This window comes from Anaerosinus sp. (genome assembly GCF_965318445.1).
Window position 1 is genome coordinate 41372 of record NZ_CBDNNH010000005.1, and the last position, 25948, is coordinate 67319.

Annotated in this window: 19 protein-coding genes; 2 read left to right on the forward strand and 17 right to left on the reverse strand. The window is 38.2% G+C overall.

The window, feature by feature from the left end:
• Nucleotides 1-8 precede the first annotated feature (8 nt).
• The 3 genes from ACWZFG_RS04225 to ACWZFG_RS04235 all read right to left on the reverse strand — a co-directional run bounded on the left by ACWZFG_RS04225 (nucleotide 9) and on the right by ACWZFG_RS04235 (nucleotide 2330).
• Nucleotides 9-1355 carry a PTS galactitol transporter subunit IIC gene (locus ACWZFG_RS04225; protein ID WP_455577136.1) on the reverse strand — a complete coding sequence of 449 codons (1347 nt, stop codon included), beginning with the start codon at nucleotides 1353-1355 and terminating at the stop codon, nucleotides 9-11.
• 185 nt (nucleotides 1356-1540) lie between these two features.
• The gene (locus tag ACWZFG_RS04230) at nucleotides 1541-1822 is read right to left on the reverse strand and encodes a PTS sugar transporter subunit IIB (RefSeq protein ID WP_147670121.1); all 282 of its coding nucleotides are present in this window, start codon (nucleotides 1820-1822) and stop codon (nucleotides 1541-1543) included.
• Between the two features lie 37 nt (nucleotides 1823-1859).
• Nucleotides 1860-2330 carry a PTS sugar transporter subunit IIA gene (locus ACWZFG_RS04235; RefSeq protein WP_147670122.1) on the reverse strand — a complete coding sequence of 157 codons (471 nt, stop codon included), beginning with the start codon at nucleotides 2328-2330 and terminating at the stop codon, nucleotides 1860-1862.
• 450 nt (nucleotides 2331-2780) lie between these two features.
• Here ACWZFG_RS04235 and ACWZFG_RS04240 point away from each other — a divergent pair, with 450 nt between their 5' ends.
• The gene (locus ACWZFG_RS04240; protein WP_455577137.1) at nucleotides 2781-5561 is read left to right on the forward strand and encodes a sigma 54-interacting transcriptional regulator; all 2781 of its coding nucleotides are present in this window, start codon (nucleotides 2781-2783) and stop codon (nucleotides 5559-5561) included.
• A 54-nt stretch (nucleotides 5562-5615) separates the two neighbouring features.
• Here the strand turns inward: ACWZFG_RS04240 and ACWZFG_RS04245 are convergent, their stop codons facing one another.
• The 5 genes from ACWZFG_RS04245 to uvrC form a co-directional block, all read right to left on the reverse strand.
• Nucleotides 5616-6533, reverse strand: coding sequence for a transketolase family protein (locus tag ACWZFG_RS04245; protein WP_147670124.1), 918 nt, complete (start codon nucleotides 6531-6533; stop codon nucleotides 5616-5618).
• Nucleotides 6530-7354, reverse strand: a complete 825-nt coding sequence (locus ACWZFG_RS04250) for a transketolase (RefSeq protein ID WP_177505027.1) — start codon at nucleotides 7352-7354, stop codon at nucleotides 6530-6532. Before ACWZFG_RS04250 ends, ACWZFG_RS04245 begins: the two co-directional genes overlap by 4 nt.
• 347 nt (nucleotides 7355-7701) lie before the next feature.
• Nucleotides 7702-8550, reverse strand: coding sequence for a MurR/RpiR family transcriptional regulator (locus ACWZFG_RS04255; RefSeq protein WP_177505028.1), 849 nt, complete (start codon nucleotides 8548-8550; stop codon nucleotides 7702-7704).
• A 64-nt stretch (nucleotides 8551-8614) separates the two neighbouring features.
• Nucleotides 8615-9310 (reverse strand): cysteate racemase, encoded by a 696-nt coding sequence (gene cuyB / locus ACWZFG_RS04260; RefSeq protein WP_177505029.1) that lies wholly within the window; start codon nucleotides 9308-9310, stop codon nucleotides 8615-8617.
• A gap of 322 nt (nucleotides 9311-9632) precedes the next feature.
• Nucleotides 9633-11444 (reverse strand): excinuclease ABC subunit UvrC, encoded by a 1812-nt coding sequence (gene uvrC, locus ACWZFG_RS04265; protein WP_177505030.1) that lies wholly within the window; start codon nucleotides 11442-11444, stop codon nucleotides 9633-9635.
• 409 nt (nucleotides 11445-11853) lie between these two features.
• On the opposite strand from uvrC, the gene ACWZFG_RS04270 reads away from it, so the two are divergent.
• Complete coding sequence (locus tag ACWZFG_RS04270) at nucleotides 11854-13266, forward strand: acetyl-CoA carboxylase biotin carboxylase subunit (RefSeq protein WP_455577138.1); 1413 nt, start codon at nucleotides 11854-11856, stop codon at nucleotides 13264-13266.
• A gap of 45 nt (nucleotides 13267-13311) precedes the next feature.
• On the opposite strand, the gene rbsB is transcribed toward ACWZFG_RS04270, so the two are convergent.
• The 9 genes from rbsB to ACWZFG_RS04315 all read right to left on the reverse strand — a co-directional run bounded on the left by rbsB (nucleotide 13312) and on the right by ACWZFG_RS04315 (nucleotide 25835).
• Nucleotides 13312-14253 (reverse strand): ribose ABC transporter substrate-binding protein RbsB, encoded by a 942-nt coding sequence (gene rbsB / locus ACWZFG_RS04275; protein ID WP_147670130.1) that lies wholly within the window; start codon nucleotides 14251-14253, stop codon nucleotides 13312-13314.
• Nucleotides 14254-14456: 203 nt separating this feature from the next.
• Nucleotides 14457-15419 carry an ABC transporter permease gene (locus ACWZFG_RS04280; RefSeq protein WP_418627068.1) on the reverse strand — a complete coding sequence of 321 codons (963 nt, stop codon included), beginning with the start codon at nucleotides 15417-15419 and terminating at the stop codon, nucleotides 14457-14459.
• A 4-nt stretch (nucleotides 15420-15423) separates the two neighbouring features.
• The gene (locus ACWZFG_RS04285) at nucleotides 15424-16917 is read right to left on the reverse strand and encodes a sugar ABC transporter ATP-binding protein (RefSeq protein ID WP_455577139.1); all 1494 of its coding nucleotides are present in this window, start codon (nucleotides 16915-16917) and stop codon (nucleotides 15424-15426) included.
• Nucleotides 16918-16935: 18 nt separating this feature from the next.
• Nucleotides 16936-17331 (reverse strand): D-ribose pyranase, encoded by a 396-nt coding sequence (rbsD, locus tag ACWZFG_RS04290; RefSeq protein WP_455577140.1) that lies wholly within the window; start codon nucleotides 17329-17331, stop codon nucleotides 16936-16938.
• A gap of 2 nt (nucleotides 17332-17333) precedes the next feature.
• The gene (gene rbsK, locus ACWZFG_RS04295; RefSeq protein WP_455577141.1) at nucleotides 17334-18272 is read right to left on the reverse strand and encodes a ribokinase; all 939 of its coding nucleotides are present in this window, start codon (nucleotides 18270-18272) and stop codon (nucleotides 17334-17336) included.
• A gap of 5 nt (nucleotides 18273-18277) precedes the next feature.
• Nucleotides 18278-19312 (reverse strand): LacI family DNA-binding transcriptional regulator, encoded by a 1035-nt coding sequence (locus ACWZFG_RS04300; RefSeq protein ID WP_455577142.1) that lies wholly within the window; start codon nucleotides 19310-19312, stop codon nucleotides 18278-18280.
• A gap of 310 nt (nucleotides 19313-19622) precedes the next feature.
• A complete protein-coding gene (gene uvrA, locus ACWZFG_RS04305) occupies nucleotides 19623-22469 on the reverse strand; it encodes an excinuclease ABC subunit UvrA (RefSeq protein WP_455577143.1) in 2847 nt (948 codons plus the stop codon).
• 30 nt (nucleotides 22470-22499) lie between these two features.
• On the reverse strand, nucleotides 22500-24554 hold the full coding sequence (uvrB, locus tag ACWZFG_RS04310; protein WP_177505037.1) for an excinuclease ABC subunit UvrB: 2055 nt from the start codon (nucleotides 24552-24554) through the stop codon (nucleotides 22500-22502).
• 150 nt (nucleotides 24555-24704) lie between these two features.
• Nucleotides 24705-25835 carry a S41 family peptidase gene (locus ACWZFG_RS04315; RefSeq protein ID WP_177505038.1) on the reverse strand — a complete coding sequence of 377 codons (1131 nt, stop codon included), beginning with the start codon at nucleotides 25833-25835 and terminating at the stop codon, nucleotides 24705-24707.
• Between the last annotated feature and the right edge of the window lie 113 nt (nucleotides 25836-25948).

Consider the following 25948-nt stretch of genomic DNA (forward strand, 5'->3'; position numbering starts at 1 on the left):
AACTCTTCTTATTTTTGATCTAATTGCGCATTTACTTTTTGCATATATCTGTAATACCATGCAAAGGCAACAGCGAAAATCACTAACGCTCCAATTCCCAGCAACTCACCATTAAACGCATGCGCAATTGCCCATCTAAATTCAGGAGCTTCTAATTGAATCCAAGTGATAAATTGTCCTGCCGTAACTTGTAATGTCCCAGTTTTCGCCGCCATATCTGTAATCATTGGCGCAAAACTTGTTGCAACAGCCAAATACATCGGCGTAGCAATCGTTGAGATAATAATCATTCTAAATAAATTTCCACCTGCTACAATTAAGGCTGGAACTGCTACCACAACGTTGATAATTGACGCTAATGGAATAACATTGTTCATTCCCATTTGACTCATCACTAAAGCTAAGATAAGCTCAATCGGCACAAGAACGATTGCAGTAACCCATATTTCTGCTTGTCCTGCTAAAAATGGCCAATCTAGACCAACATAAAATTCTCTGCCTTTAAATTTACTTTTCATAAAGGAGCTCGTTGCATCAGCAATAGGTGCTAATGCTTGCATAAACAATTTTGCTACCATTGGGAAAAGCACTAAAGCTGTAGCAACTTGCATTGCAGTAGTTAGAATTCCTTTTGCATCATAACCACCCATAAAAGCAATCAAACCACCAACCAAAAAGCCCATAACGCTGTTTTCCCCAAAAATACCAACTTTTTCTTTCAATTGCACTGCATTCATGTTTATTTTGTTAATCCCAGGAATAAAGTCTAACATTCTATTAATTAATCCTAAGAAAGCACCTTGTAGCATCATTGGATGTGTACAAGTAACACCAGGAATTTTTGTGATTCCATGCAATTGTTTTTGCATCACATCTGCATTGAGTAGCTCTAAAACAATTTGTATACCTGCAGCAATGAATCCGAACATCAAGTTACCTGTTAAAGCTGCTACTACAGAAGCTGTGAAAATTTTCCCCCATACATTCCATAAATCAACATTTAGGCAGTTCGTCCATTTAAACCCTAACATGCATAGATTAATACCAATTTGTAATGGGAATAAAACTAATGCATACGGCCATGCCCAAGCAATCGCAGCCATTGGCGACCATCCAACATCAATTGCAGTCAATTGAAGTCCTGTTCTTTCTACTAAAGCAGTAGCCGCTGGGCTTATTGCTTCAAACATAAAGCCTAATACTACATTCATTCCTGTAAAAGCTACTCCTAAAGTCAAGCCTGCAATCAACGCTTTTTTCAATTTCATTCGCATTGCTAAACCGAGTAAAATCATGATGACAGGTAAAAAAATTGCTGCGCCCAACCCCAAGATATAATTTAAAATTGTATCCATCTCTCAACTCTCCTTATCATTATTAAATTTTAAATCCGAAACTATCTCACTCTATAATCATTTCTACTAATAACCACGAATACAAAATTCACGTTTACTGATACCAAAAAAGTTTGTTATAATATTTATGGGATCTCATTCTAGCTTCTCTAGCAACTCGAATTGCCGAGAAGCTTTTTTCTTTTTCAAGCTCTAATATATTCTTGTAGCTTTTCAAATTCTTCTTCCATTCCTATCCCTGTCAAAAATGGAATTCCGCTAATTGTTGGTACATTCCAATTATTTGCTCCACTAGATACGATAGAAACATAAATATCACATTGATCAATAATACTTTCTAACGACTTGATATCTACAGCTTCCACCATTACTTCCAAACCATAATCTTCACACATACTAGCGATTTTCGATGCTACCGTTTGAGATGTCGCTACCCCTGATCCACATGCCACAAAAATTCTTTTCATAATAAACACTCCTCATCCTTATTTATATTTGCTTAAATTAAGCTAAAATACGGCTTAACTTTTCGATAAATGCTTGCTTCGTCAATGAATTATATAAATCCGTTAATTTTTCACCATCAGAAAAAATCGCCATTAATTTACTCAACGTTTGTAAATGCCCCTGCGGATCAGTAACGGCTAACATAAATATCAATTTTGCTTCTACATCTTTACCGCTATTGCCCATCTCTTTAAACGTCACCGGGGATTTTAGTTTCACTGCTAAAATTGCCGCTTGATTTACGTGCTGTGGTGCTGCATGAGGGATAACAACTTTTATCCCCGGAGTATTTAAGCCAGTTGGATACTCCCGTTCGCGCGTTAAAATCGCCTCCAAATAACTTTCCTTCACATAGCCTTCTCTTTGTAAAATCCCCGCTAAATTCGTTAAAAGAGTTTCACGGTCATCTTCGCTTTCGTAATCAAGCAACACCAAATTCTCATGTAATAAAGATACATTCTCTGCCATATCTCTGCTCCTCCTTTACTTGAATTTTGTTACTCACCCTTTATATAATGCAAATGCTGTGCCAACTTAGTGCATAAAAGGGGTTAAATTTCTTAAAAATCTCTAACAATAACTAAAATCAGATAAAATATAAAAAGTTTATCGCTCTATCTATCCTTGTAAGTGAGCAAAAACTATAGCCTCCAACCTATAAATTTTTTTGATAACAGAATTTAATCATCCTATCATTATCCATATTTTTTAAACAAAAATTTTTTTGTTTAAATTTTACTTAGACACTAAATAGATAAAAAATTCAGAAATCTATATACGAAATCAAAAATTATGCACTAACATTACCACATTTTATTACTGCATAATAAAGAAAATAAAATACTACGAAAAATTCTTTACTTAGTAAAAAATCAATTATATGATTATGCTAGATATGATCATACGAGGTATTTTACAATGAAAAAAATTGATCTAATTATGCAGTGCATAGAAAATGAGCTTTGTCTCGACTTATTTCTTAAACGGATTGAGGCAAGAGAAAACCCAGGAATTACCGCTAACTTTATTCAAGACAAACTCGGCATCATTCGAAATAATGCCAGCACATTGTTGAATCAATTATGGAAAGAGCATAAACTAATTAAAATTAATACTCGTCCCGTTTCATTTATCCCGGTATCCCTTATTCTTAATTCAACAGCGAACGAATCCCCAAAAGAGACTTATACATTAGAAGAACTTTACCAACTAGTAAATTATGTAGGAACTAAAGAAAGTGTCGACCCTTTCGCCAAACTACTCGGCAATAATAACAGTCTGATGAATCAAATCGGACAAGCAAAAGCGGCCATCGTTTATCCACCAAAGGGCTTGCATACATTAATTCTCGGCGAAAGCGGTGTCGGTAAAACGACTTTTGCCTGTGCAATGCACGAATACGGAATGCAAATTCGTCAAAAAACGAAAGAAGAATATTCTTTTGTTACATTTAACTGCGCTGACTACTTTAATAACCCGCAACTTCTATTATCTCAACTATTTGGTCATGCCAAAAATGCTTTTACTGGCGCTGATAAAGATAAAGTTGGTCTCGTAGAAAAAGCGAATGGGGGAATCCTATTTCTAGATGAAATCCATCGATTACCTCCCGATGGGCAAGAAATGCTCTTTTATTTAATTGATAAAGGCGAATATAATCGCCTAGGCGAAATCGGTATAAGACGCAGCAGCAATGTTTTGATTATCGCTGCTACCACAGAAGACCCGAGTGATACTTTGCTAGCAACATTCATTCGCCGTATTCCAGTCAATATTACCCTTCCTTCCTTTCATGAAAAACCAATCAGCGAAAGAGTAGAAATCGTTGACCATTTCTTCTATTGTGAAGCATTAAATCTGAACCGAAAGATTATGATCGCCCCAGAAGTTCTTAAAAGTTTAGCGATTTTTGAATTTCGTATCGGCAACATCGGGCAATTGCGCTCTGAAGTAAAATTACTTTGTGCCAAAGCTTTTCTCCAACACTTACAAAATCAAAAAGAAATTATTATCGACTTTCAAATGCTCAACCGTGAAATTCGTGAAGTTTTATTTGACTATGCAAAGCTGGATAACAATATAAAAAATTATCTTAATATGTTTTCCGAAGATATCGTAATTTTCCCCGTAAAAGAACGAGAATCGTTTACCTTTGATTTAAAAAATAATATCTATGAAGTAATTTTAAAGAAACTCGATTCACTCAAAAAACGAGGAATTCATCAAGAGTTAATTCATGCCGAGCTTAGTGATGAAGTCGAAAATCACTTCAAGCAGGTTATGGATAAATTCAACAACACCCGCACCAATATCCAAAACCTTTACAAGATTGTGCCAAAGGAAACTGTAGATACAGCAACTTTATTAATTGAACTCGCACAAGATCAACTCAAAACCAAACTAAACAATAAATTTATTTTCGGCCTTTCTTTCCATTTGCAAGCATTATTCAAACGGATTGAAGAGCAAAAAATTATTTTCAATCCACATCTTCAAAGTATTAAAGAATCTTATCCAAAAGAATACCAAGCGGCTGAACTCCTCGTAAATCAACTTTCAACCTCGTTTTCGATGAAAATTCCTGAAGACGAAAAAGGATTTCTCACCTTATTGCTTGTCCATAACAAAGTGGAATCACCACAAGATGAAAAAATCGGACTGATTATCGTCTGTCACGGTGATAGTACTGCAAGCAGTATTGCCAATGTAGTAAACGCTCTGCTGAATACCGAATGGGTCAAAGCAATCGATATGCCATTAAGCGCAACAATTTCCGAAACCTATCAAAAAGTCCGTACAGCTGCAATTGCGGTCAATCGAGGCAAAGGTGTCTTATTACTTGTAGATATGGGATCACTTTTAACCTTCGCTGAAAAACTTCGTAATGATGCCGGAATTTACAGCCGAGTAATAGATTATGTATCAACCCCACTTGCATTGGAAGCTTTACGCAATATCCTTTATAAATTAGACGATATTGACACACTTTATACAACGTTAACACAAAAAATCAATCATACCTTTGAGCCAGCCACCGATACAAAGCAACCTGCAATCTTATCAGTTTGCGCTACTGGCGAAGGTTCTAGTAAAATGGCAAAATCAATCTTAGAAACACTCCTTGAGGAAAATCATCTATCCACAATCCCTATACTTGTTACAAATACAACCGAAGTCAAAAATAAGATGCTAGAATATACAAAAGCCTACACTATTCTCGCCATCGTAGGAAATGCTAACCCGAACCTTGGCATCCCCTATTTCCCAATTCATCAATTATTAGAACCAACCTTTCAAAAGAAATTTATCCAAGTCTTATCTGGTGGAATTGAAATAGCACAAACGACATTAATTCCACCAAAATCAATCTATGACAAATCTCAAGCCCTCCTTGAACAATACGTAAAATATATTAATCCCAAGTTTGCTATCAAACATATCAAAAAATTTCTTGAACAAATCAACTACACTACAAAAAACGACAATGATGCAATCGACTTTATTGTTCATATGGGATGCATGCTCGACCGCTGCCGGCACAATTACTTTGTCCAATTCGATGACCGTGACACCTTTATCAAAACACATAAAAAAGAATTTGATAAAGTTCGTTTTGCCGTTAATCTTTTAGCAAAAGAATATCAAGTAACCATTAACGATGATGAAGTCTGCTATATTCTAAAAATTCTTTGGCGCTGAAAAATAAAAAAAACGCGAGAACGTTTTTAACGTCTCGCGTTTTTTATTTAAATATTATAATCCTTTTGCTGCTGCTACGATATCTTTTGCTGTTAAACCGTACTTTTCAAGCAATAATTTAGGACTGCCTGAAGCACCAAATTGATCTTTCACACCAATTCTCGCCATTTTTGTTGGACATTTTTCCGATAAAACTTCAGCAACTGCAGAACCTAATCCACCGATAATGCTGTGTTCTTCTGCTGTCACAACTTTACCAGTCGCTTTAGCAACTTTGATTACCAACTCTTCATCCAAAGGCTTAATTGTTCCAATATTAACGACTGTAGCTTCGATGCCTTCTTTTGCAAGTTCATCTGCTGCTTCTAAACATTTCGCTACCATAATACCAGTACCGATTAACGCTACATCTTTACCTTCACGTAAAATTTCGCCTTTACCAATTTCAAATTTATACCCTTCACCATGTACATCAGGTGTTGCTGCTCTACCCAAACGAATGTATACAGGACCATAATACTCTGCCGCTGCTTTTACTGCTTGTTTAGCTTCTGCATCATCGGCTGGATTTAATACGACCATATTAGGGATGCTTCTCATTAAAGAAATATCTTCAATCGCTTGATGGCTACCACCATCTTCCCCTACAGTAATCCCTGCATGAGTAACAGCAATTTTCACATTTAATTTAGGATACGCTACAGAATTGCGAATTTGCTCAAACGCGCGACCTGCCGCAAACATTGCAAATGTACTTGCAAATGGAATTTTTCCACAAGTTGCAAGACCAGCTGCTGTACAAATCATATCTTGTTCAGCAATTCCCATATCAAAAAATCTTTCCGGGCAAGCTTTTTTAAAAGCACCGGATTTTGTTGCTGCCGCTAAATCAGCATCTAATACTACAATACTAGGATTATTAGAAAGCTCAACAATAGCTTCACTATAAGATTGTCTAGTTGCTACACTCATGCTTGAACACCTCTTTTTAACTCAGCGATTGCTTGTTCTTTTTGTTCTTGATTCGGCGCAGAACCATGCCAGCTCACTTGGTTTTCCATGAAAGATACGCCTTTACCTTTTACTGTTTTTGCAACGATTGCAGTTGGTTTATCTTTCAGCGTTTTTGCCATATCAACAGCTGCACTAATCTGTTTTAAATCATGTCCATCAATTTCAATTACATGCCAACCGAACGCTTTAAATTTATCTCCAATTGGATCTACACCCATAACTTCACTATTTGAACCATCAATTTGCAAACCGTTATTATCAATAAATACAGTTAAATTATCTAATTTATAATGCGAAGCACTCATTGCTGCTTCCCAAATTTGGCCTTCTTGAATTTCACCATCACCACAGATTGCATAAACACGATAATCTTTTTTATCTAATTTTCCTGCAATTGCCATACCGTTTGCTACGGATAAGCCTTGCCCAAGGGATCCTGTTGACATGTCAATCCCTGGAGTACCTTTCATATCTGGATGACCTTGTAACATTTCACCACATTTACGGAGTTTCATCAACTCTTCCTTCGGGAAAAAGCCTTTTTCCGCCAATGTACCATATAAACCAGGCGCACCATGACCTTTAGATAAAACTAAACGGTCACGATCTTCCCATTTTGGTTCAGATGGACGAACATTCATTTTATCAAAATATAATACTGTTAAAATATCAGTCATGGATAAAGAACCACCTGGATGGCCGGAACCTGCTTCCGCTAACATTTCAATAATATTAATTCTAATCTGCTTAGCCTTCTTTTCTAATTCAAGAAATTCCATATAATCACCTCATCATTATCTCTGCACATATTTTACCGTTCTACCCGTCATTTCGCTTGACTCGCTTCAAAACAGTCTGTTTTTATTATACTCTTATCAGCTAAAAATTATCAAGTCAAATCAAGACAAATCTCCTATTATTTCAACAAAATCAAACAATAATAGGAGATTCATTATATTCTCAAATCATTTGTCTGCTGACGAATCTAATCAGCTAACAAAGCAAGCAGATTCACAGCAGATAAGAGCGACTAGGATTCAGCTAGAGCAGAAACTCCATCTGAATCCTAGTCTGCTATAATATATTTATTTTAAATAACCACATGAATACTTTTAAACATACGCTCTTAATATTGACCAGTCTTATTTAAGTATTTTTCAATGCGTTTTAAGCGTTGGCTGCTTTGCTTTTCATTTTGCTTCGCCACAAGGCTTACTAGCACTTCAATTGATAATATTAAATTGATAAAAGAATTCGTAAAAGTAAGTGAATCAATGTTATTTGCAATTACCTTTGTTGCGCCATTTGTAATCGGCGAAGTTAACTTATCAGTAAAGACAACAATTCTTGCTCCTGCTTCTTTTGCCATTTCCAGTGCATAATATGCCCCTTTACTATACCTTGGATAACTAATGAGAATCATCACATCGCTTTCATCTATATCCATGAGTTCATCGACCATGCTACTCACACTCGTTACATGATTCACGAAAGGAAAAACAAAAGATAACATATTTGCAAAATATTCCGCCATTCCCGAACATGTGCGAAATCCAACTACATAAATTTTTTTCGCTTTTTTTAGCAGATTTGCAACTTCAATATATTTTTCTGACTGATTTGTCGTCAAGTCCTGCATGATTTTTACTTTTGCACTCTCATGAATGGCTTCAATTAATTCGAATTCTGACAACTTATCTACTTGCTTTAATTTTTTATAGGGAACATTCGTTTTCTGTAAAGTAAACGATTTTTGAGAAACTTCATTTTGCAAATCTTTTTTTAGTTCAGCAAAACTACCATACCCTAGCTTTCTCGACAAACGAATCACTGATGAATCGCTCACATTAAGCTCCGTTGCAATATCTGTAGAAGTCAAAAAACAAGCCCGTTCTTTTTCTTTCATAATGAATTCGAAAACAAGACTTTCATTTTTCGAAAGTTTCGCTTCATAACCGCGCTCTTCTATCGTCATTTTTACACCCGTTTCTCATTTTTCTTAATTATATAAAGAAATCTTTACCTACGTCAACAATCTGCTAGCTTACAATCATCTTCCCAGCTGCTCTGATAGCACTACGCGCCAAAACTTCCGTCGGGTCAATCACATTTGCTTTTATTTTATACATTTCAAAGGCTACTGGTAATTCCGTACATCCTAAAATAAAGGTATCTACACCTTGCATTCTCATTGCAGATAACACTGCTTGAATTCCATCTAGCGGATAATCTTTTCTTCCGGCTTTAACCCCATAGTAAATCAAGTCCATAATATTTGTTTCCATGTCTGTTGGTGCGTTCACAATTTCGATGTCATATTGATTAAAAAACTTTTCATATAACCCCGTTCGGTATGTGCCGCTTGTTGCAAGCAATCCAACTTTAGATAGCTTTCTGCGCTTTGCTTCCAATGCAGTTTCTTCAATCATATTAATCATATCTGCTTGAACAGCCTGCTTGATTTCATCAAAAAAATAATGTGCTGTATTACATGCCATAATAATAATATCGGCATCCAAAGATTCGAGATTATGCGCTGAACGAACCAAGGCAGGCACTGGATTTATCCCACCTTCTAATATTGCCTTCGTTCGATCAGGAATCTCCGGATTACTATCGACAAAGACATGAATATGTTCCTGATCAGAGCTTGCCATTGTAAGCGCTGTAATTTTTGCAAATAAATCTACTGAAGCCATTGGCCCCATTCCGCCAATAATTCCTATATTTTTCATCTCATCGCCACCCTTAAAACGAATATTATTATTCGTATTATTTAAAAAGAAGAATATTAATATTTAAATAAATGGTAGCATACTTTTAAGTATTTGTATATAAAAAATGACCATCTAAAATAGATCGTCATTTTTCAATTTATCCGATGACTAATCTGCTAATCTGACGAAATAAGCGATTCACACAAAATCAGAAATTTTTGGCCTCTGCTTAGAAGACTCCCAAGTTCTATAAGTGAGAGTTATACCCGCAGGGGACATACAAGCAGATTAACTCTTAGCTAAAGGCAGCTAAATCAAGTCTACTTCATTTGTTTTATATTTATTCAAAATTTACACGACTAGCAAAAAAATTATATACCGCTTGTGCCGAGGTAAAATTCATGCCCTCAAGCGATGCCATCTCTTCTACCGTTGCCGCTTTTATTTTTTCAATTGAACCAAAATGTGTCCATAAAACTTGTCGCCGTTTTGGGCCAATCCCAACGATATGGTCAAGAACAGATACCATATTGCGCTTACTGCGCAGTTTGCGATGATACGTAATTGCAAAACGATGTGCTTCATCACGAATTCGTTCAATTAAGTAAAGTGCTTGCGAATTTCGCGGTAAAATTACAGGCTCACTCTCCCCCTCTGTAAAAATATATTCAAATTGTTTAGCAAGTCCAACTACAGGAACTTTTGTATGACCTGCCCCGCGAATAATTTCAAGTGCGGAACTCAATTGTCCCTTACCGCCATCGATGATAATTAAATCTGGTAGCTCCTCTGGCAAAGCTTCTCCATACCGCCTACCAACAACTTCGCGCATAGATTTGAAATCATCCGGTTTTCCTTCTGCCGTCTTAATTTTATAGCGCCTGTAATCGCTTTTCTTTGGTATTCCCCCTTCAAAAACCACCATCGAAGCAACAGTTTCCGCCCCTTGAATATGAGAAATATCAAAGCACTCCATACGATTTGGCGGTTTAGGTAAATACAGATATTTTCCCAACTCTTCTACTGCTCCTAATGTTTTCGCATGCTCCACCGATAATTTCATTTGCTGCTCTTTTAACACAAGTGCCGCATTGTTATTTGCCATTTGCACAACATCTTTTTTCGTACCTCGTTTTGGTGTATCTACGGCAACCTTTGCTTGCTTCACTCCGCTGAGCCAATCTGCAACCAGGTCTTGCTCTTCGATTTCCATTGGTAATAATATTTCACGTGGAATAAACGTCACTTGATTATAATATTGTTTCAAAAATGCAGTTAGTGCAGCTTCGTCACTTTCTTCTTCTGTTCCTTTCAATAAGAAGTGATCTCTCCCTACCATCTTCCCACTGCGAATAAAAAATACCTGCATGCAAATACCAAGATCCGAACGCGCCATCCCAAGGGCATCTTGATCGCCTGAACCTGTAATTATATTTTGTTTTTCCGTAATCTTTGCAACTGATGTTAACTGATCTCTTAGTTTTGCAGCCAATTCAAATTCAAAATTTTCTGCGGCGTCTTCCATTTGTTCTTTTATATGATCTTCTACTGCTTCGCTACGCCCCTCTAAAAACAGGCACACACTTTTTATCATCGCTTGATACTCTTCAGGACTTATTTTCCCCGCACATGGTGCTAAACAACGTTTAATATGATATTCCAAACAGGGACGAACAGCATCTAATCGTTTACAACTTCTTAGCGGAAATAGTTTTTTTAACACTTTCAAACTCTCGTGCACCGCTCCTACATTCGTATAAGGTCCAAAATAGCGAGCCCCGTCTTTTTGTACACGCCGCGTAATAAACACTCTAGGATAAATTTCATTTATGGTAACTTTGATGTATGGATATGTTTTATCATCTCGCAGACTGATGTTATATTTCGGATGATGTTTCTTGATTAAGTTACATTCTAAAATCAAAGCTTCAATCTCTGAACCAGTAATAATGTATTCAAAATCATCAATCTTAGCAACCATAGATTGTACTTTCGTAGAATGATTTCGACTACTCTGAAAGTACTGTCTGACACGATTTTTTAATATGACCGCTTTACCAACATAAATTATCTTAGAGTTTACATCTTTCATGAGATAGACCCCGGGTCTATCAGGTAATAATTGTAATTTTTCTTGCACCTTATTATTCATTGCTTCTCACCTTTTTATATCGAAAATACCTTTATTTTTTAATAAAAAATGCATCAAAAATATAGATAATTAATATGCATTTTGTATTCAAATATTTACTGAATTTTCATTATAATTAATCTTTATTAATCTTTTAAAATTAACAAAAATTACGCTTGACCATAGCTAAAATAAATGATTAAATAGATATTGCGTATTGAATAAGTTATTTAAATCACATATTTATATTTTGTCCGCTAAGTGCCTATGCTAAGACTCTTCTCTTCTATAACCAGGGGTAAAGAATAGCTAAGTTTCTGGATAAATATAACTAGGATTCAGGAGGCTAAAATTCCTCTTAAATCAACTCTTGCTTTATTCTACACGCGAAATGCAACAAAATTCAAGTGCAAATGGGAGGTATATTTAGATGTTCAAACGACTCCTTATCGCAAACAGAGGCGAAATTGCGGTCAGAATTATCCGTGCCTGTCAGGAGCTGGGGATTGAAACAGTTGCTGTCTATTCAGAAGCTGATAAAAACGCTATGCATGTGCAGCTTGCCGATTTATCTTATTGTATTGGTCCAGCTGACGCAACGCAAAGCTATTTGAATATGGAAGCAATCCTTACAGCTGCTGCGGCAACAAAAGCCGAAGCAATCCATCCCGGGTATGGTTTTCTCTCTGAAAACGCTGACTTTGCTGAAAAAGTTACAGATTCAGGTTTAGTATGGGTAGGACCTTTAGCGGAAACAATCCGTCAAGTTGGTGACAAAGACGTAGCAAGAGAAGCGATGCTTGCTGCTGGTCTTCCAATGACTAAAGGGAGCAAACCATTAAAAAATAATGAAGAAGCACCAACTCTTGCAGAAGAAGTTGGTTATCCTGTAATCATTAAACCGGTTTCTGGTGGCGGTGGAAAATCCATGTTCGTCATTAACAACGAAAACGAATTACTTAATACATTACAAATTATCGACGTAACAAAAGTACCATTCTATTTTGAACATTATATTGCCCAATCTCGTCATATTGAAGTACAAATTATGGCCGATAATTATGGCAATATCATTCATTTAGGGGAACGCGAATGTTCTGTACAACGCCGCAATCAAAAAATACTTGAAGAATCCCCATCTACAGCGCTTACAAAAGATATGCGTGAACGAATTGGCGCCTTAGCAATTAAAGCCGCCAAAAGCGTTCACTATACGAATGTAGGTACCGTAGAATTTTTAATGGATGTAAAAACCGGTGAGTTTTTCTTTATGGAAATTAATCCGCGCATTCAAGTTGAACACGCTATAACAGAAGCAGTCACTGGTGTAGACTTAGTTCGTCGCCAGATCAGAATTGCTGCTGGCGAACCGCTTAATAAAGATCAAAATGATATTAAAATTGTTGGTCATGCAATTGAATGTAGAATCAATGCCGAAGATCCTGATAATAACTTTATTCCATCTCCAGGCATGATTGATTTCTATCATGAGCCGGGGGGGCCACGCGTTCGCGTTGACAGTGGTGTATCTGCCGGTCTTGCCGTAGAACCTTATTATGATTCTTTAATTGCAAAAGTAGTCGTCCACGGTCGTACGCGTGGTGATGCAATTAAAATTATGCAACGTGCATTGAATGAGTTCCGTATCGATGGAGTAAAAACAACGACTGAACTTCATAAACGCATTCTTGCTGATACTTGTTTCTGCACTGGAAATATTGATACACAATTTATCAAAAAACGTCTTCCTGTGTACGAGCAAACTCCACCAAAGCCAAAACTTAAAGATACACAAAAAGAATTGGCAAATAATCTTCAAAAACTAGAACAATATTATATCTAGTGCCATAGACAGAAAAATGGAACCCAATGGGTTCCATTTTTTTGCCTATTTTTTTGTAATCAATTCTAATTTCACAGGAATAAATGTATCTACTTGTTCTTTTGCTAAGATTTTCTTTGCGATTTCAATGCTGACTTTCCCCATTTCTTTTGGTTGCTGTGCTACAGTTGCGAGCATTGATCCCGCTTGAACTGCTTTTTGTGCGTCATCTGTCGCATCAAAGCCAACAATGATAATATCTTTACGATTTGCCGCTTGAATTGCTTCCATTGCACCTAACGCCATTTCATCATTTTGAGCAAAAACAGCTTGGATATCTGGAGTTGCTTGCAGGATATTTTCCATTACCTTCATCCCTTTAGCACGGTCAAAATCTGCTGGTTGTTTTGATACTAGGGTAATTCCACTTACTGCTTTAATCGCATCATCGAAACCTTTCCCACGATCATTTGCTGCTGAAGTTCCTGGAATACCTTCAAGTTCCACAACATTGCCTTTATTGCCTAATTTTTCGGCAATTAATTCTGCTGCCATTTTACCACCGGCTATGTTATCAGAAGCAATATTTGTTACAACAACACCGCCGTCAGCACCACGGTCTACTGTAATGACAGGAATATTCGCCTTATTTGCAGCCTCAATCGCTGGAACAATTGCTTTGGAATCCACTGGGTTCACGATTAAGACACTGACTTTTTGTTGAATCATATTTTCAATGTTCGACATTTGTTTTGATGCATCATTTTGTGCATCCATAATCATCAATTTGGTACCATCTTTATCAGCCGCTTCTTTTGCCCCATCTCTAACATCAACAAAGAAAGGATTATTCAGCGTCGATACGGAAAAACCGATAGTTACTTCCCCCGACGCAGCCTCTTGTTTTTTCTCGCTCTGGCTGCCGCCACATCCTGCAAAAAGAATACTGCCTGCTAATAATGCACATGTAAAAACCGCATAACTTTTCTTTTTAAAGCTTGAAAACATAAATCTTTCCTCCTTAAATCTGTTTAAAGACTCCCCTGTAGAATTCCTCTGCCCTCCTCCATCTTTATTCTCATCCAAATCCTGATCCACTTTTAGCCTCATATTCTATCAGTTTTTGAATAATATCTTATCCTATGGCTAACCTGCTCTAAGGTCAGCTAGGATTCAGATGGAGTAAAAACTCCACCTAAATCAAGTCTATTTTATTTTCCCTGTTTCCGATCCATTAAAACCGCAAGCAGGATAACAACACCTTTGGCAACCTGTTGATAAAAAGATGATACATTTAATAAGTTTAACCCATTATCTAAAACTCCGATGATCAAAGCACCAACCAAAGTGCCAACAATTGTGCCACGACCACCTGCAAGGCTTGTCCCACCTAATACAACCGCAGCAATCGCATCCATTTCGAACGCTGCCCCTGCCGTTGGTTGCGCGGAGTTTAATCGCGATGCCAAAATAATTCCACTAAGGGCAGCCAAAAGCCCCGCTATACTATAGACACCAATCAAATTTTTTCTTGTATTAATCCCTGAAAGTCGTGCCGCCTCTTCATTACCACCAATCGCATAAATATAGCGACCAAATTTATTTTTCTTTAAGATCAACCAAGCAAGAATAAAGATTAGTATCATGATAATCACGGGAATTGGCACACTGCCAACATAACCTCCACCAAGCGAGCGAAACCCTTCACTAAATCCAGTAATCGGTCGTCCATCCGTATATACGAGTGTATAGCCACGCACGATAGTCATCATGCCCATCGTGGCAATAAACGGTGGTATTTTTCCATAAGTAATGAATATCCCATTCATCATCCCAATAAATGTTCCAAGCAGTAAACCTGCCAACACAGCCATCGGAATGCTAAGTCCACCAACTAATAATCCCGCAGTTACACTACCGGCAAACGCAACAATAGAACCTACCGAAAGGTCAATCCCTCCAGTTAAGATAACGAGCGTCATTCCCACTGCAATTACCGCATTGATGGACACTTGCCGAGTTACATTCAGCAAATTGCTAACAGTAAGGAATTGCTCAGAAACAATAGATAGCACAATACATAAAATTATAAATCCTAATAAAGGACCTAATTTTCGCAACATATTTTTATAGCGATTTGATCCACTTGCCTTTTCTGCATTTACTTGCATCATTTTTTTAATTCCCCCCTGCAGCATATGCCATGATTTTTTCCTGCGTAGCCTCTTCGCGCCCAAGTTCAGTGGCAACACGGCCTCTACACATGACCAAAATTCGATCACTCATCCCCAATACTTCTGGCAACTCAGAAGAAATCATCAAGATTGCAACACCACTCGCAGCTAGCATATTCATAATGTTGTAAATCTCCACTTTCGCTCCGATATCTACACCACGTGTTGGTTCATCCATAATTAAAACACGCGGCTTCGTTGAAAGCCATTTTGCAATAACCACTTTTTGCTGATTGCCACCGGATAAGTTTCTTACAATCTGCGCTTCACTCGGCGTCTTGATTTTTAAATCATCAATTTGCTTGTGAATTAACTCCATTCTTCGCTTGCCAGAGATAAAAGATCCCTTTGATAGTTCTCCTAAAACCGCCAAGGAAATATTATCACCGACTGACATTGGAAGTACAAGCCCTTGATGCTTGCGATCTTCTGTAATCAATCCAATCCCCGCTTGAATCGCATCTTGGCAAGAACGTATCCTTTGCTCTGCTTTATCCACTGAAATCGTTCCTTTATCCAAGGGATCAATTCCAAAAATAGCACGTGCCAATTCTGTACGTCCTGCTCCCATCAAGCCTGCTACACCTACGATTTCACCAGCTTTTACAGAAAAAGAAATATCCCTCAAAGAATCTCCCCTACATAATCCTTTTACGTTTAATACTTCATTACCAATATCCGTAATTTTGCGTGGATACCGTTCTGTCAATTCACGCCCAACCATTAACTTAATCAAGTCGTCAAACTGTGTTTCTTTCGTTACAACAGTTCCTGCATACGCACCATCACGCATGACAGTGATGCGATCACTAAGCGCAAACAACTCTTCCATACGATGTGAAATGTAAATAATTCCAACCCCTGACGCAGCAAGCTGCCGAACAATCTTAAAAAGATGTTCACTTTCTCTCTCTGTTAAAGCTGCTGTTGGTTCATCCATAATTAAAATTCGAGTTTTATAAGAAAGCGCTTTTGCGATTTCGACCATTTGCTGCATCCCTATACTCAAATCACTAATGATGTCATCTGGTTGAATCTCTGTACCTAAACGCTTAAGTATTTCAATGGATTCTTTGCGCATCTTATCCTTATCTACAAAACCAAATAATTTTTGTGGTTCTCGCCCAAGAAAGATATTTTCCATCACAGTAAGTTCAGGTACAAGATTAAGCTCCTGATGAATAATTCCTATCCCCATCTTCTGTGCTTCACGGGGACCATGAATTTCAACAGAATTTCCATCTAAGAAAATTTCGCCTGCATCTTTTTTATATACTCCGCTAAGCACTTTCATCAACGTCGATTTTCCTGCGCCATTTTCGCCTAATAACGCATGAATTTCACCCTTTTTAATTGAAAAATCTACTTGGTCAAGAGCTTTTACGCCGGGAAACGATTTGCAAATTCCTGTCATCTGTAATAAACATTTACTTTGCATAATTTTATCCTCCGCAGACTAAAATACGACGCCAGACTTTAAGATGATATTTGCATATGGCGTAAATTCTCCGGTACGAATTACAGCAACTGCTTTTTGGCTCATCGCTTTTAATTCTTCATGCGATACGACTTCAACTTCTACACCATCAAGTTCATTCAATGTTTTCTTATATAACTCTGGGCTGACTTCTTGCATCTCACTTGCTACAACGACGCTTTGCAGTTTCAATTCACTTAATACTACACGTAAAGTTTGAATAAAACTTGGCACCCCTTGACAAAGCGCAAGATCAATTCTCCGTACCCCAGGCGGTATTGGCAGTCCTGCATCACCAACCATCAGCATATCATAATGTCCCATTTTCGCTATGACTTCACTAATAGGGCCATTTATTACTCCAATTTTTTTCATCTTTACATCCCCTTCTTCTGCGCTGCAAATGCTTCTACTTCTTGCCGTGTAGGCAATGAAGACTGGGCGCCATGACGAGTTACTGCAATCGCTGCTGTCTGCGACGCAAAGCGAAGTGCAGCTTGCATAGATTTTCCCTCAGCTAACGCGACTGCAATGGCCGCCGTATAGGAGTCTCCAGCAGCAGTTGTATCTATCGCTTGCACCTTATAAGCCAAAGAATCTTCTTGTCCCTCTGCATGTACCCATACAGCACCAGCTTCGCCAAGCGTAATCACCACTTCTTTTATCCCATTTTCCCGTAACTTTTGCGCTGCTGTAATTGCCTCTTGCTTTGTGCCAATAGGAGTTTTTGCAAGTGCTGCTGCTTCACTTTCATTTGGCGTTAATAAATCGATTTTTGAATAAAGGGCAGGCGAAATTTCACGCATTGGTGCCGGATTTAAAATGACCAGCCAGCCTAATTCTTTGGCTTTATGAATTGCATATTCCACTGTCGCTTTCGGTATTTCATGTTGCAAAAGTAAAATTCCCGGATTAGTAAATGCGTGTAAGGAACGATCGACATCTGCTGCATCACAACAACCATTTGCCCCAGCAACTACTACAATCGTATTCGCACCAGCCTCATTAACGGTAATCAAAGCTGTTCCCGTTGCAGTATCTACAGTTCGTACAAAATTCGTAGCAATACCATTCGATTCTAGTCCAGAAATTAAGGCTTCACCAAATCCATCTTTTCCAACACAGCCCGCCATGTAAACTTCAGCACCTAATTTACCTGCTGCTGCTGCTTGATTCGCTCCTTTTCCCCCAGGAAAAGTGGCAAAACTTTGACCAAAAACGGTTTCGCCTTCTTTCGGCAATTGCGTTGCCGTTGCAACCAAATCCATATTCAGACTTCCTATGACTAAAATTGGTTTTGCTTTTCCTCGTTCCACTCTTCTCACTCCTTACTTTTTTTCATCGTTGAATCACGGATAATCAACTGTGGTAAAAAGCGCATCTCTAAAACTTTAGGCTCAGTTTTTTCCCTAAGGTTAAGCAATAAATTTACCGCAGCCTGTCCTATTTCTGCTACTGGCTGACAAAGTGTAGTTAGAGAAGGATTATACCATTTTGCCATCCATATATCATCAAATCCAACGACTTGTATGTCTTGTGGTACATTCATTCCATGACTTTGTAGGCAAGCAATTGCCCCAAATGCCATAACGTCATTTCCCGCAAAAATTGCATCAAACTCAACTTTCTCTTTTAATAAAGCTTTAGTTCCTTTATAACCACCATCAAAAGTAAATGGCTGCGACTGGATAAGCTTTCGATTTATTTCTATATTTTTATCGTTTAATGCTTCGCAATAGCCATTGAATCTTTCTTCTGCTGACGAAAGCGATCTTCTGCCAATAAACGCAATCTTTTGGCATCCACAATCAATTAAATATTCTACCGCCAGTCGTCCACCATGTGCATTGTCTAAAAAAACGGCAGGCAGTTTTTCCCCTTTTACTCTTCTATCCAGCAGAACAATTGGCATCTGTAACGATTCTGCCAGCTCCACACTCTTATTACTTTGCTGTCCACCAATCAAAAGTATTCCATCGACACGTTTCCCATGCAAAAATCTGATATACCTCATTTCCTGCTCCACATCACCATCAGAGTTACAAAGCAAAACTGCATGATCCGATGCATGAGCAGTGTCTTCAATACTACGCACAAGTGCAGGGAAAAAAGGGTTTTGAATATCTGGGATAATCAAACCTATACTAAATGAATTCTTTCCTTTTAATGTTCGGGCAGCATCATTCGTTGAGTAGCCTAACGTTTCAATCGCCTCGCGTACTCGAGCTTCTAATGTTTCCGATACCCCTCCTGTACAATTCAAAATTCTTGATACCGTCGCGATTGATACGCCAGCAGCTTTTGCAACATCTTTAATCGTGACAAAAGTACGATTCCCCAATTTTCCTGAATTCATTACATCCCGCCTCATCAAAACCTTAATCTATATAAAATCCAAATAAATTCTTCCATATAATAACCAAATTATTACTTGAAAACGTTTACATCGCAATCATACCATATTTTATCAAAAAAAACACTTAAATTTTTTAAATTTTCAAAATATTTTCATTTGGTTACAATAATAAAAAAGCTTCAGTAAAAGAATTCCATTCTATCTTTCACTGAAGCTTTTTTTGTTTTTACCTAAAAAATTTTAATAAATAACTCCTACTTTATAGAAGACAAGAGCTTAAAACGGGTCAGCTATCCGATAAATCTTACCTTTATGAAAAATCTTTTGCTGCTTCAACCTTTTCTTCTAACAGCGGTTTTAAAAATTTTCCCGTATACGATCTAGGTTCTGCAGCAATTTCTTCTGGTGTTCCTTTAGCGATAATCGTTCCACCTCTAAAACCGCCCTCTGGTCCTAAATCTACGACATAATCTGCTGTCTTAATCACATCGAGATTATGTTCAATAACGACGACAGTGTCTCCAGATTCAAGTAATCTTTTTAATACCTCAAGCAACTTATGGATATCTGCTGTATGGAGCCCTGTTGTTGGTTCATCGAGGATATAAAGAGTTTTTCCCGTACTGCGGCGCGCAAGCTCCGTTGCCAGTTTGACGCGCTGAGCTTCTCCGCCCGAAAGAGTTGTTGCAGGTTGTCCCAATTTAATATAACCAAGCCCGACGTCCTGCAAAATTTTCAATTTACGTTCTAGTTTCGGAATGTTTTGAAAAAATTCCAGCGCTTCGTCGACTACCATATCAAGAACATCGGCAATCGTTTTCCCTTTATATCTTACTTCTAATGTTTCACGATTATAGCGCGCGCCTTTACAGACTTCACACGGCACATAAACATCCGGCAAAAAGTGCATTTCAATTTTAATAATACCATCGCCGCGACAGGCTTCACAACGTCCGCCCTTTACATTAAAGCTAAACCGCCCCGGTTTATATCCACGCATTTTCGCTTCATTCGTCTGACTGAATACATCGCGAATCGTATCAAACAATCCAGTATACGTCGCTGGATTTGAACGTGGCGTACGACCAATCGGTGATTGGTCAATATCAATGATTTTATCAATATACTCAAAACCGCGAATCTCTTTATGCTCACCGGCTTTACCTTTGCCTGTATACAGTTTACTTGCCAGCCCTTTATATAAAATTTCATTGACTAAGGTACTTTTGCCAGATCCCGATACGCCCGTAACCGCCGTAAATAATCCAAGGGGAAACTTCACCGAAATATTTTTCAAATTATTTTCTTTTGCTCCAATGATCTCAAGCCATTTTCCATTTGGACTTTTGCGTACTTTCGGTACGGGGATATACTTTTTACGGCTCAAATACTGTCCGGTAACAGAGTTCTCGTTTGCTTTAATTTCTTCAACTGTACCTTGCGCTACCACGTAACCACCGCCAGCTCCGGCAACCGGCCCGATATCAATGATATGATCTGCCGCGTACATTGTATCTTCATCATGTTCAACAACAATTAACGTATTGCCAACATCACGCAGATGTTTGAGTGTAGCCAGCAAACGATTGTTATCGCGTTGGTGGAGTCCAATGCTGGGCTCATCAAGAATATAAAGCACGCCGACTAGCCCCGAACCAATCTGCGTAGCTAAACGAATTCGCTGCGCTTCGCCGCCCGAAAGCGTACCTGCCGCGCGATCAAGCGTAAGATAATCTAGTCCAACATCCAGCAAAAAACCTAACCTGGCATTGATTTCTTTTAAAATCTGCTGGGCAATCTTTTTTTCCCGTTCCGTTAACTCTAGCTGCGCAAAAAATTCTTTACATTCAGCAATGGTAAAGCAGGTTACTTCATAAATACTTTTTCCGCCCACTTTAACTGCCAAAGTCTCAGGTTTTAATCTTGCGCCTTTACAAACTGGACACTTTTTACTGCTCATATACTTTTCATACTCTTCGCGATACGTATCAGAAGTACATTCACTATAGCGGCGATTGAGCATCGGCATAACGCCTTCAAATGGGGAATGATACTGTTTAACTTCACCATACATATTTTCATATTCATAATCAAACTTTTCTTCGCCTGACCCATACAGTAAAAGTTCCTTTAAAGGATCATTTAATTCATTCCAAGTATTCTCAATCGTATAGCCGTACTTTTTCACTACAGCATCAATTTGGCACATCGCATAAGAATTAATATTTTTCGATAATGGCGCAAATAACCCCTCTTCAATCCTAATGTTTAAATCAGGCATAACCAAGTCCATATCAAATTCCATATTTTCGCCCAGTCCACTACAAGCTGGACAAGCACCAAAGGGATTATTAAACGAAAACATCCGCGGTGCAAGTTCGGGAAGACTGATTCCACAATCGATACAAGCGAAATTTTCACTAAACATCAGCTCTTCACCATCAATAATCTGAATAAGTACTACACCTTCCCCAAGTTGTAAGGAAGTTTCGAGTGAATCCGCCAAACGCTGATGGATTCCTTCACGTACAACCAGACGGTCTACAACCACTTCAATCGTATGTTTTTTCGTTTTCACCAACTTGATTTCTTCATTAACGTCTTGGATTTCTCCATCAATCCTCACTCGCACATAACCATCTTTGCGAATTTGTTCAAGAATTTTCTGATGTTCGCCTTTTTTCCCACGCACCACCTGCGCCATTACCATAAACTTCGTACCTTCCGGTAATGCTAAAATCTGATCTACCATTTGCTCTACCGTTTGCTGCGCAATTGCTTTCCCACATTTTGGGCAGTGTGGTCTGCCTGCTCTGGCAAACATTAAACGCAGATAATCATAAATTTCCGTTACCGTACCAACGGTCGAACGCGGATTGCGGCTCGTCGTTTTTTGGTCAATAGAAATCGCCGGCGATAATCCCTCGATGTAATCTACATCGGGCTTGTCCATCTGGCCTAAAAACTGACGTGCATAAGCGGATAAGGACTCTACATAACGACGCTGCCCTTCGGCATAAATCGTATCAAATGCCAAAGAAGATTTTCCTGATCCACTAAGTCCCGTTACAACAACGAGTTCATCACGCGGTATTTCTATATCAATATTTTTTAAATTATGTTCCCTTGCCCCTTTTACAATAATTTTATCTTTCACTACTTTATCCCTTTCCTCCATCTATTTCTTTTAATTTTTCTGACGCTTCTTAGCATTTGATTTCTTCTCAGGCAAACTTCCTTTTAATTCTACAATCATATCACGCAGTTTTGCTGCCCGTTCAAATTCGAGTTTTCTAGAGGCTTCACGCATTTCATTTTCAAGTGATGTCAACAATTCATTTTTTTCCTGTGCCGACATCTTCATCCCTTTACTTGTTTTATACTCAGCCTTCTCTTCGGCAACTTTTGTCGTTTCAATGAGATCTTTTACCCGTTTTTTTACTGTCTGTGGCGTAATTCCATGTTCTTGATTATAGGCATCTTGTATTTGACGGCGCCTTTGTGTTTCATCAATAGCCCGCATCATCGAATCAGTTTTACGATCGGCATACATGATTACCTTACCACTCGCATTACGTGCCGCCCTGCCAATCGTTTGAATCAGCGATGTATCCGAGCGTAAAAAGCCTTCCTTGTCCGCATCAAGAATCGCTACCAGTGATACTTCCGGCATATCAAGTCCTTCTCTTAATAAGTTAATCCCCACAAGCACATCAAAAACACCAGCACGCAAATCGCGGATAATTTCTGCTCGTTCCATTGTCACAATATCTGAATGGAGATAACGAACTTTAATCCCCATTTCTTTTAAGTACTCCGTTAAATTCTCCGCCATTTTTTTCGTCAATGTAGTAACAAGTGTACGCTCTTTTAAGGCGATACGTTTTTTAATTTCTGTTAATAAATCATCCATCTGACCTCTAAGTGGACGAACTTCAATCTCTGGATCAAGAAGTCCTGTTGGACGAATAATCTGCTGCACTACCTGGTTTGCCTCTTCTAATTCAAATTTAGCCGGTGTTGCTGATACGTAAACAATTTGATTAATACAATCACAAAATTCTTCAAAGCGAAACGGGCGATTATCATAAGCAGATGGCAGACGAAATCCATTTTCCACCAACGAATCTTTACGCGATCGATCGCCTGCATACATCGCCCGAATCTGCGGCAAAGTAACGTGTGACTCATCAATCACAATTAGAAAATCCTCGGGGAAATAATTCACCAATGTAAATGGAGCTTCCCCGGTCTGACGTTTCGTCAAATGTTTTGAATAGTTTTCAATGCCAGAGCAATATCCCATCTCTTGCATCATCTCAATATCATAGCGCGTGCGCTGTTCTAAGCGTTGTGCTTCCAGCAATTTGTTATTTGCTTTAAAGTAAGCCAAACGTTCTTCTAACTCTGCCTCAATATCTTGAATTGCACGCTGCATATTTTCTCTCGATGTAACATAGTGAGAAGCCGGATATACACTAATATGCTTGCGTTCTCCTAAAATTTCTCCCGTCAATACATCCACTTCTAAAATCCGATCAATTTCATCTCCAAACAATTCCACGCGTATCGCCCGTTCATTGTAACCAGCAGGAAAAATTTCAATAACGTCTCCACGCACACGAAATTTACCGCGAATAAAATTGATATCGTTACGTTCATATTGAATACTAACCAACTTACGCAAAATCGAATCACGGTCATACGTCTGTCCCTGGCGAAGCGATAAAACTAAATCGTGGTATTCATCCGGGGAACCTAAACCATAAATACACGATACGCTGGCAACGATGATTACATCGCGTCGTTCAAATAATGAACATGTCGCTGAATGGCGCAATTTATCAATCTCATCGTTAATCGATGCATCTTTTTCGATATAAGTATCGGTATGCGCAATATACGCTTCCGGTTGGTAATAGTCATAATAACTAACAAAATACTCTACCGCATTATTCGGAAAAAATTCTTTAAACTCGCTGGCTAGCTGAGCCGCCAGTGTTTTATTATGTGCAATCACCAGCGTTGGTTTCTGTACGCGTTCAATCGTTTTTGCAATCGTAAAAGTCTTTCCTGTTCCCGTTGCACCTAATAAAACCTGTGCAGTTTGTCCATTTTCAATGCCCCCTACCAGCATATCAATTGCCTGCGGTTGATCTCCTGTCGGCTCAAAAGGTGCTACAACTTTAAAAGGTGTGCCGCCGTCCTGATGCACTGTATTTAAATGAGGTACTTTTGCCATGAAAACACCTACTTTGTCTATTCTAATTAATATTAATTATCCGTTATATTATAGCACAAAACATATGTACGGCAAATAGAAATTACCTTATTTTCCCCAATAAAGCAGGACTTCATGCAAAAATGGTAGCTGCTTTATCGCAGCTACCATTTATTTTCCTTGCAATACTTCAATTGCTTTTTCTAACTGATTATCTTTTTCTTTATCTAATTCTATCGTTATATCCGGTTCTATACCGATTCCATCAATACAGCGATCATTTGGCGTATAATATTTGGCAATCGTAAGTTTCATTCCGTCTTTATTTGCCATTGGAATAACCGCCTGCACAGACCCTTTTCCATACGTCTTCGTACCAATTAACGTACCAACGCCAGTATCTTGAATAGCACCAGCTACAATTTCAGATGCACTTGCACTTCCTCCATTTACTAATACAACAAGCGGATATTTTGCTTCTGGCAAACTAGAACGAAAAACCTCTTGATTACCAGCACGGTCACGCGTTGAAACGATTACACCTTCCGGGACGAATTTTTCAGCAATCTTTGTACATACTGTTAGAATACCCCCAGGATTATCACGCAAATCCAGAATAACTTTCTTCATTCCTTTTTCTTCTAGTTCATGATAAATCTTATTAAATTCTGTCGCCGTATGCTCGTTAAAAGAAGCGATGCGGATATACCCAATATCTTCACTCTTCATTGAACCTGCAACAGATATTGTTTCAATATTTGAGCGAGTCAAAATATAATCAATGTCTGCATTATCACGACGAATAGTCAACACAACTTGCGTCCCAATTTCACCACGAATTTTTGCGGCAACTTCTTCAAACGGTAACACTCGTGTATCTTGACCATCAACTGAAATAATCTGATCTCCACTTTTAATTCCCGCAAGTTCACTCGGCGAGCCTTCAATTGGTGCAATTACCATAGGGATCTTATCTTCCCGCATTCCCATAACAACACCAACACCACCAAAAGATCCATCTGTATGTTCTAACAATAATTTATACATCTGTTCATCCAGGTAAACTGAATGTGGATCGTCTAGTGAATTCACCATTCCCTTAAGCGCGCCAGTAATTAACTTTTCATTATCTACTTCATTCACGTATTGGGTTTGAATGAATCTGAGTGCATTCACAAATCGAAACACTTGCAAAGAATTCGTATTTCCAAGTCCCAATAAATAATAAAGCCCTGCAATCGTACTGAAGCAAGTCAACAAAATTAATACAATTGCCCCCAAAAACAAATACCGTTTTTTCACATTTCCACCTCTATTCTCTTCAAAGAGAAAGCCACAGAGGGGTCTACCTGCTCTGTGGCTTTTTAAACTTACTTTACTTTCGCTATATTCTATGCATTCTGCTCTATATTATG

Bases quoted from the DNA above. Each gene is read 5' to 3' on its own strand.
- ACWZFG_RS04255 (WP_177505028.1), bottom strand. From the start codon at position 8,550: ATGACGATAGAAGAGCGCGGTTATGAAGCGAAACTTTCGAAAAATGAA.
- ACWZFG_RS04300 (WP_455577142.1), bottom strand. From the start codon at position 19,312: ATGAATTCAGGAAAATTGGGGAATCGTACTTTTGTCACGATTAAAGAT.
- ACWZFG_RS04285 (WP_455577139.1), bottom strand. From the start codon at position 16,917: ATGCAAAGTAAATGTTTATTACAGATGACAGGAATTTGCAAATCGTTT.
- ACWZFG_RS04235 (WP_147670122.1), bottom strand. From the start codon at position 2,330: ATGGCAGAGAATGTATCTTTATTACATGAGAATTTGGTGTTGCTTGAT.
- ACWZFG_RS04280 (WP_418627068.1), bottom strand. From the start codon at position 15,419: ATGATGCAAGTAAATGCAGAAAAGGCAAGTGGATCAAATCGCTATAAA.
- cuyB (WP_177505029.1), bottom strand. From the start codon at position 9,310: ATGAAAAATATAGGAATTATTGGCGGAATGGGGCCAATGGCTTCAGTA.
- uvrC (WP_177505030.1), bottom strand. From the start codon at position 11,444: ATGAATAATAAGGTGCAAGAAAAATTACAATTATTACCTGATAGACCC.
- ACWZFG_RS04225 (WP_455577136.1), bottom strand. From the start codon at position 1,355: ATGGATACAATTTTAAATTATATCTTGGGGTTGGGCGCAGCAATTTTT.
- ACWZFG_RS04245 (WP_147670124.1), bottom strand. From the start codon at position 6,533: ATGAGTGTAGCAACTAGACAATCTTATAGTGAAGCTATTGTTGAGCTT.
- rbsD (WP_455577140.1), bottom strand. From the start codon at position 17,331: ATGAAAAAAATTGGAGTAATAAATGGCCCTATTAGTGAAGTCATAGCG.
- uvrB (WP_177505037.1), bottom strand. From the start codon at position 24,554: ATGGCAAAAGTACCTCATTTAAATACAGTGCATCAGGACGGCGGCACA.
- rbsB (WP_147670130.1), bottom strand. From the start codon at position 14,253: ATGTTTTCAAGCTTTAAAAAGAAAAGTTATGCGGTTTTTACATGTGCA.
- ACWZFG_RS04240 (WP_455577137.1), top strand. From the start codon at position 2,781: ATGAAAAAAATTGATCTAATTATGCAGTGCATAGAAAATGAGCTTTGT.
- ACWZFG_RS04270 (WP_455577138.1), top strand. From the start codon at position 11,854: ATGTTCAAACGACTCCTTATCGCAAACAGAGGCGAAATTGCGGTCAGA.
- ACWZFG_RS04250 (WP_177505027.1), bottom strand. From the start codon at position 7,354: ATGGAATTTCTTGAATTAGAAAAGAAGGCTAAGCAGATTAGAATTAAT.
- ACWZFG_RS04230 (WP_147670121.1), bottom strand. From the start codon at position 1,822: ATGAAAAGAATTTTTGTGGCATGTGGATCAGGGGTAGCGACATCTCAA.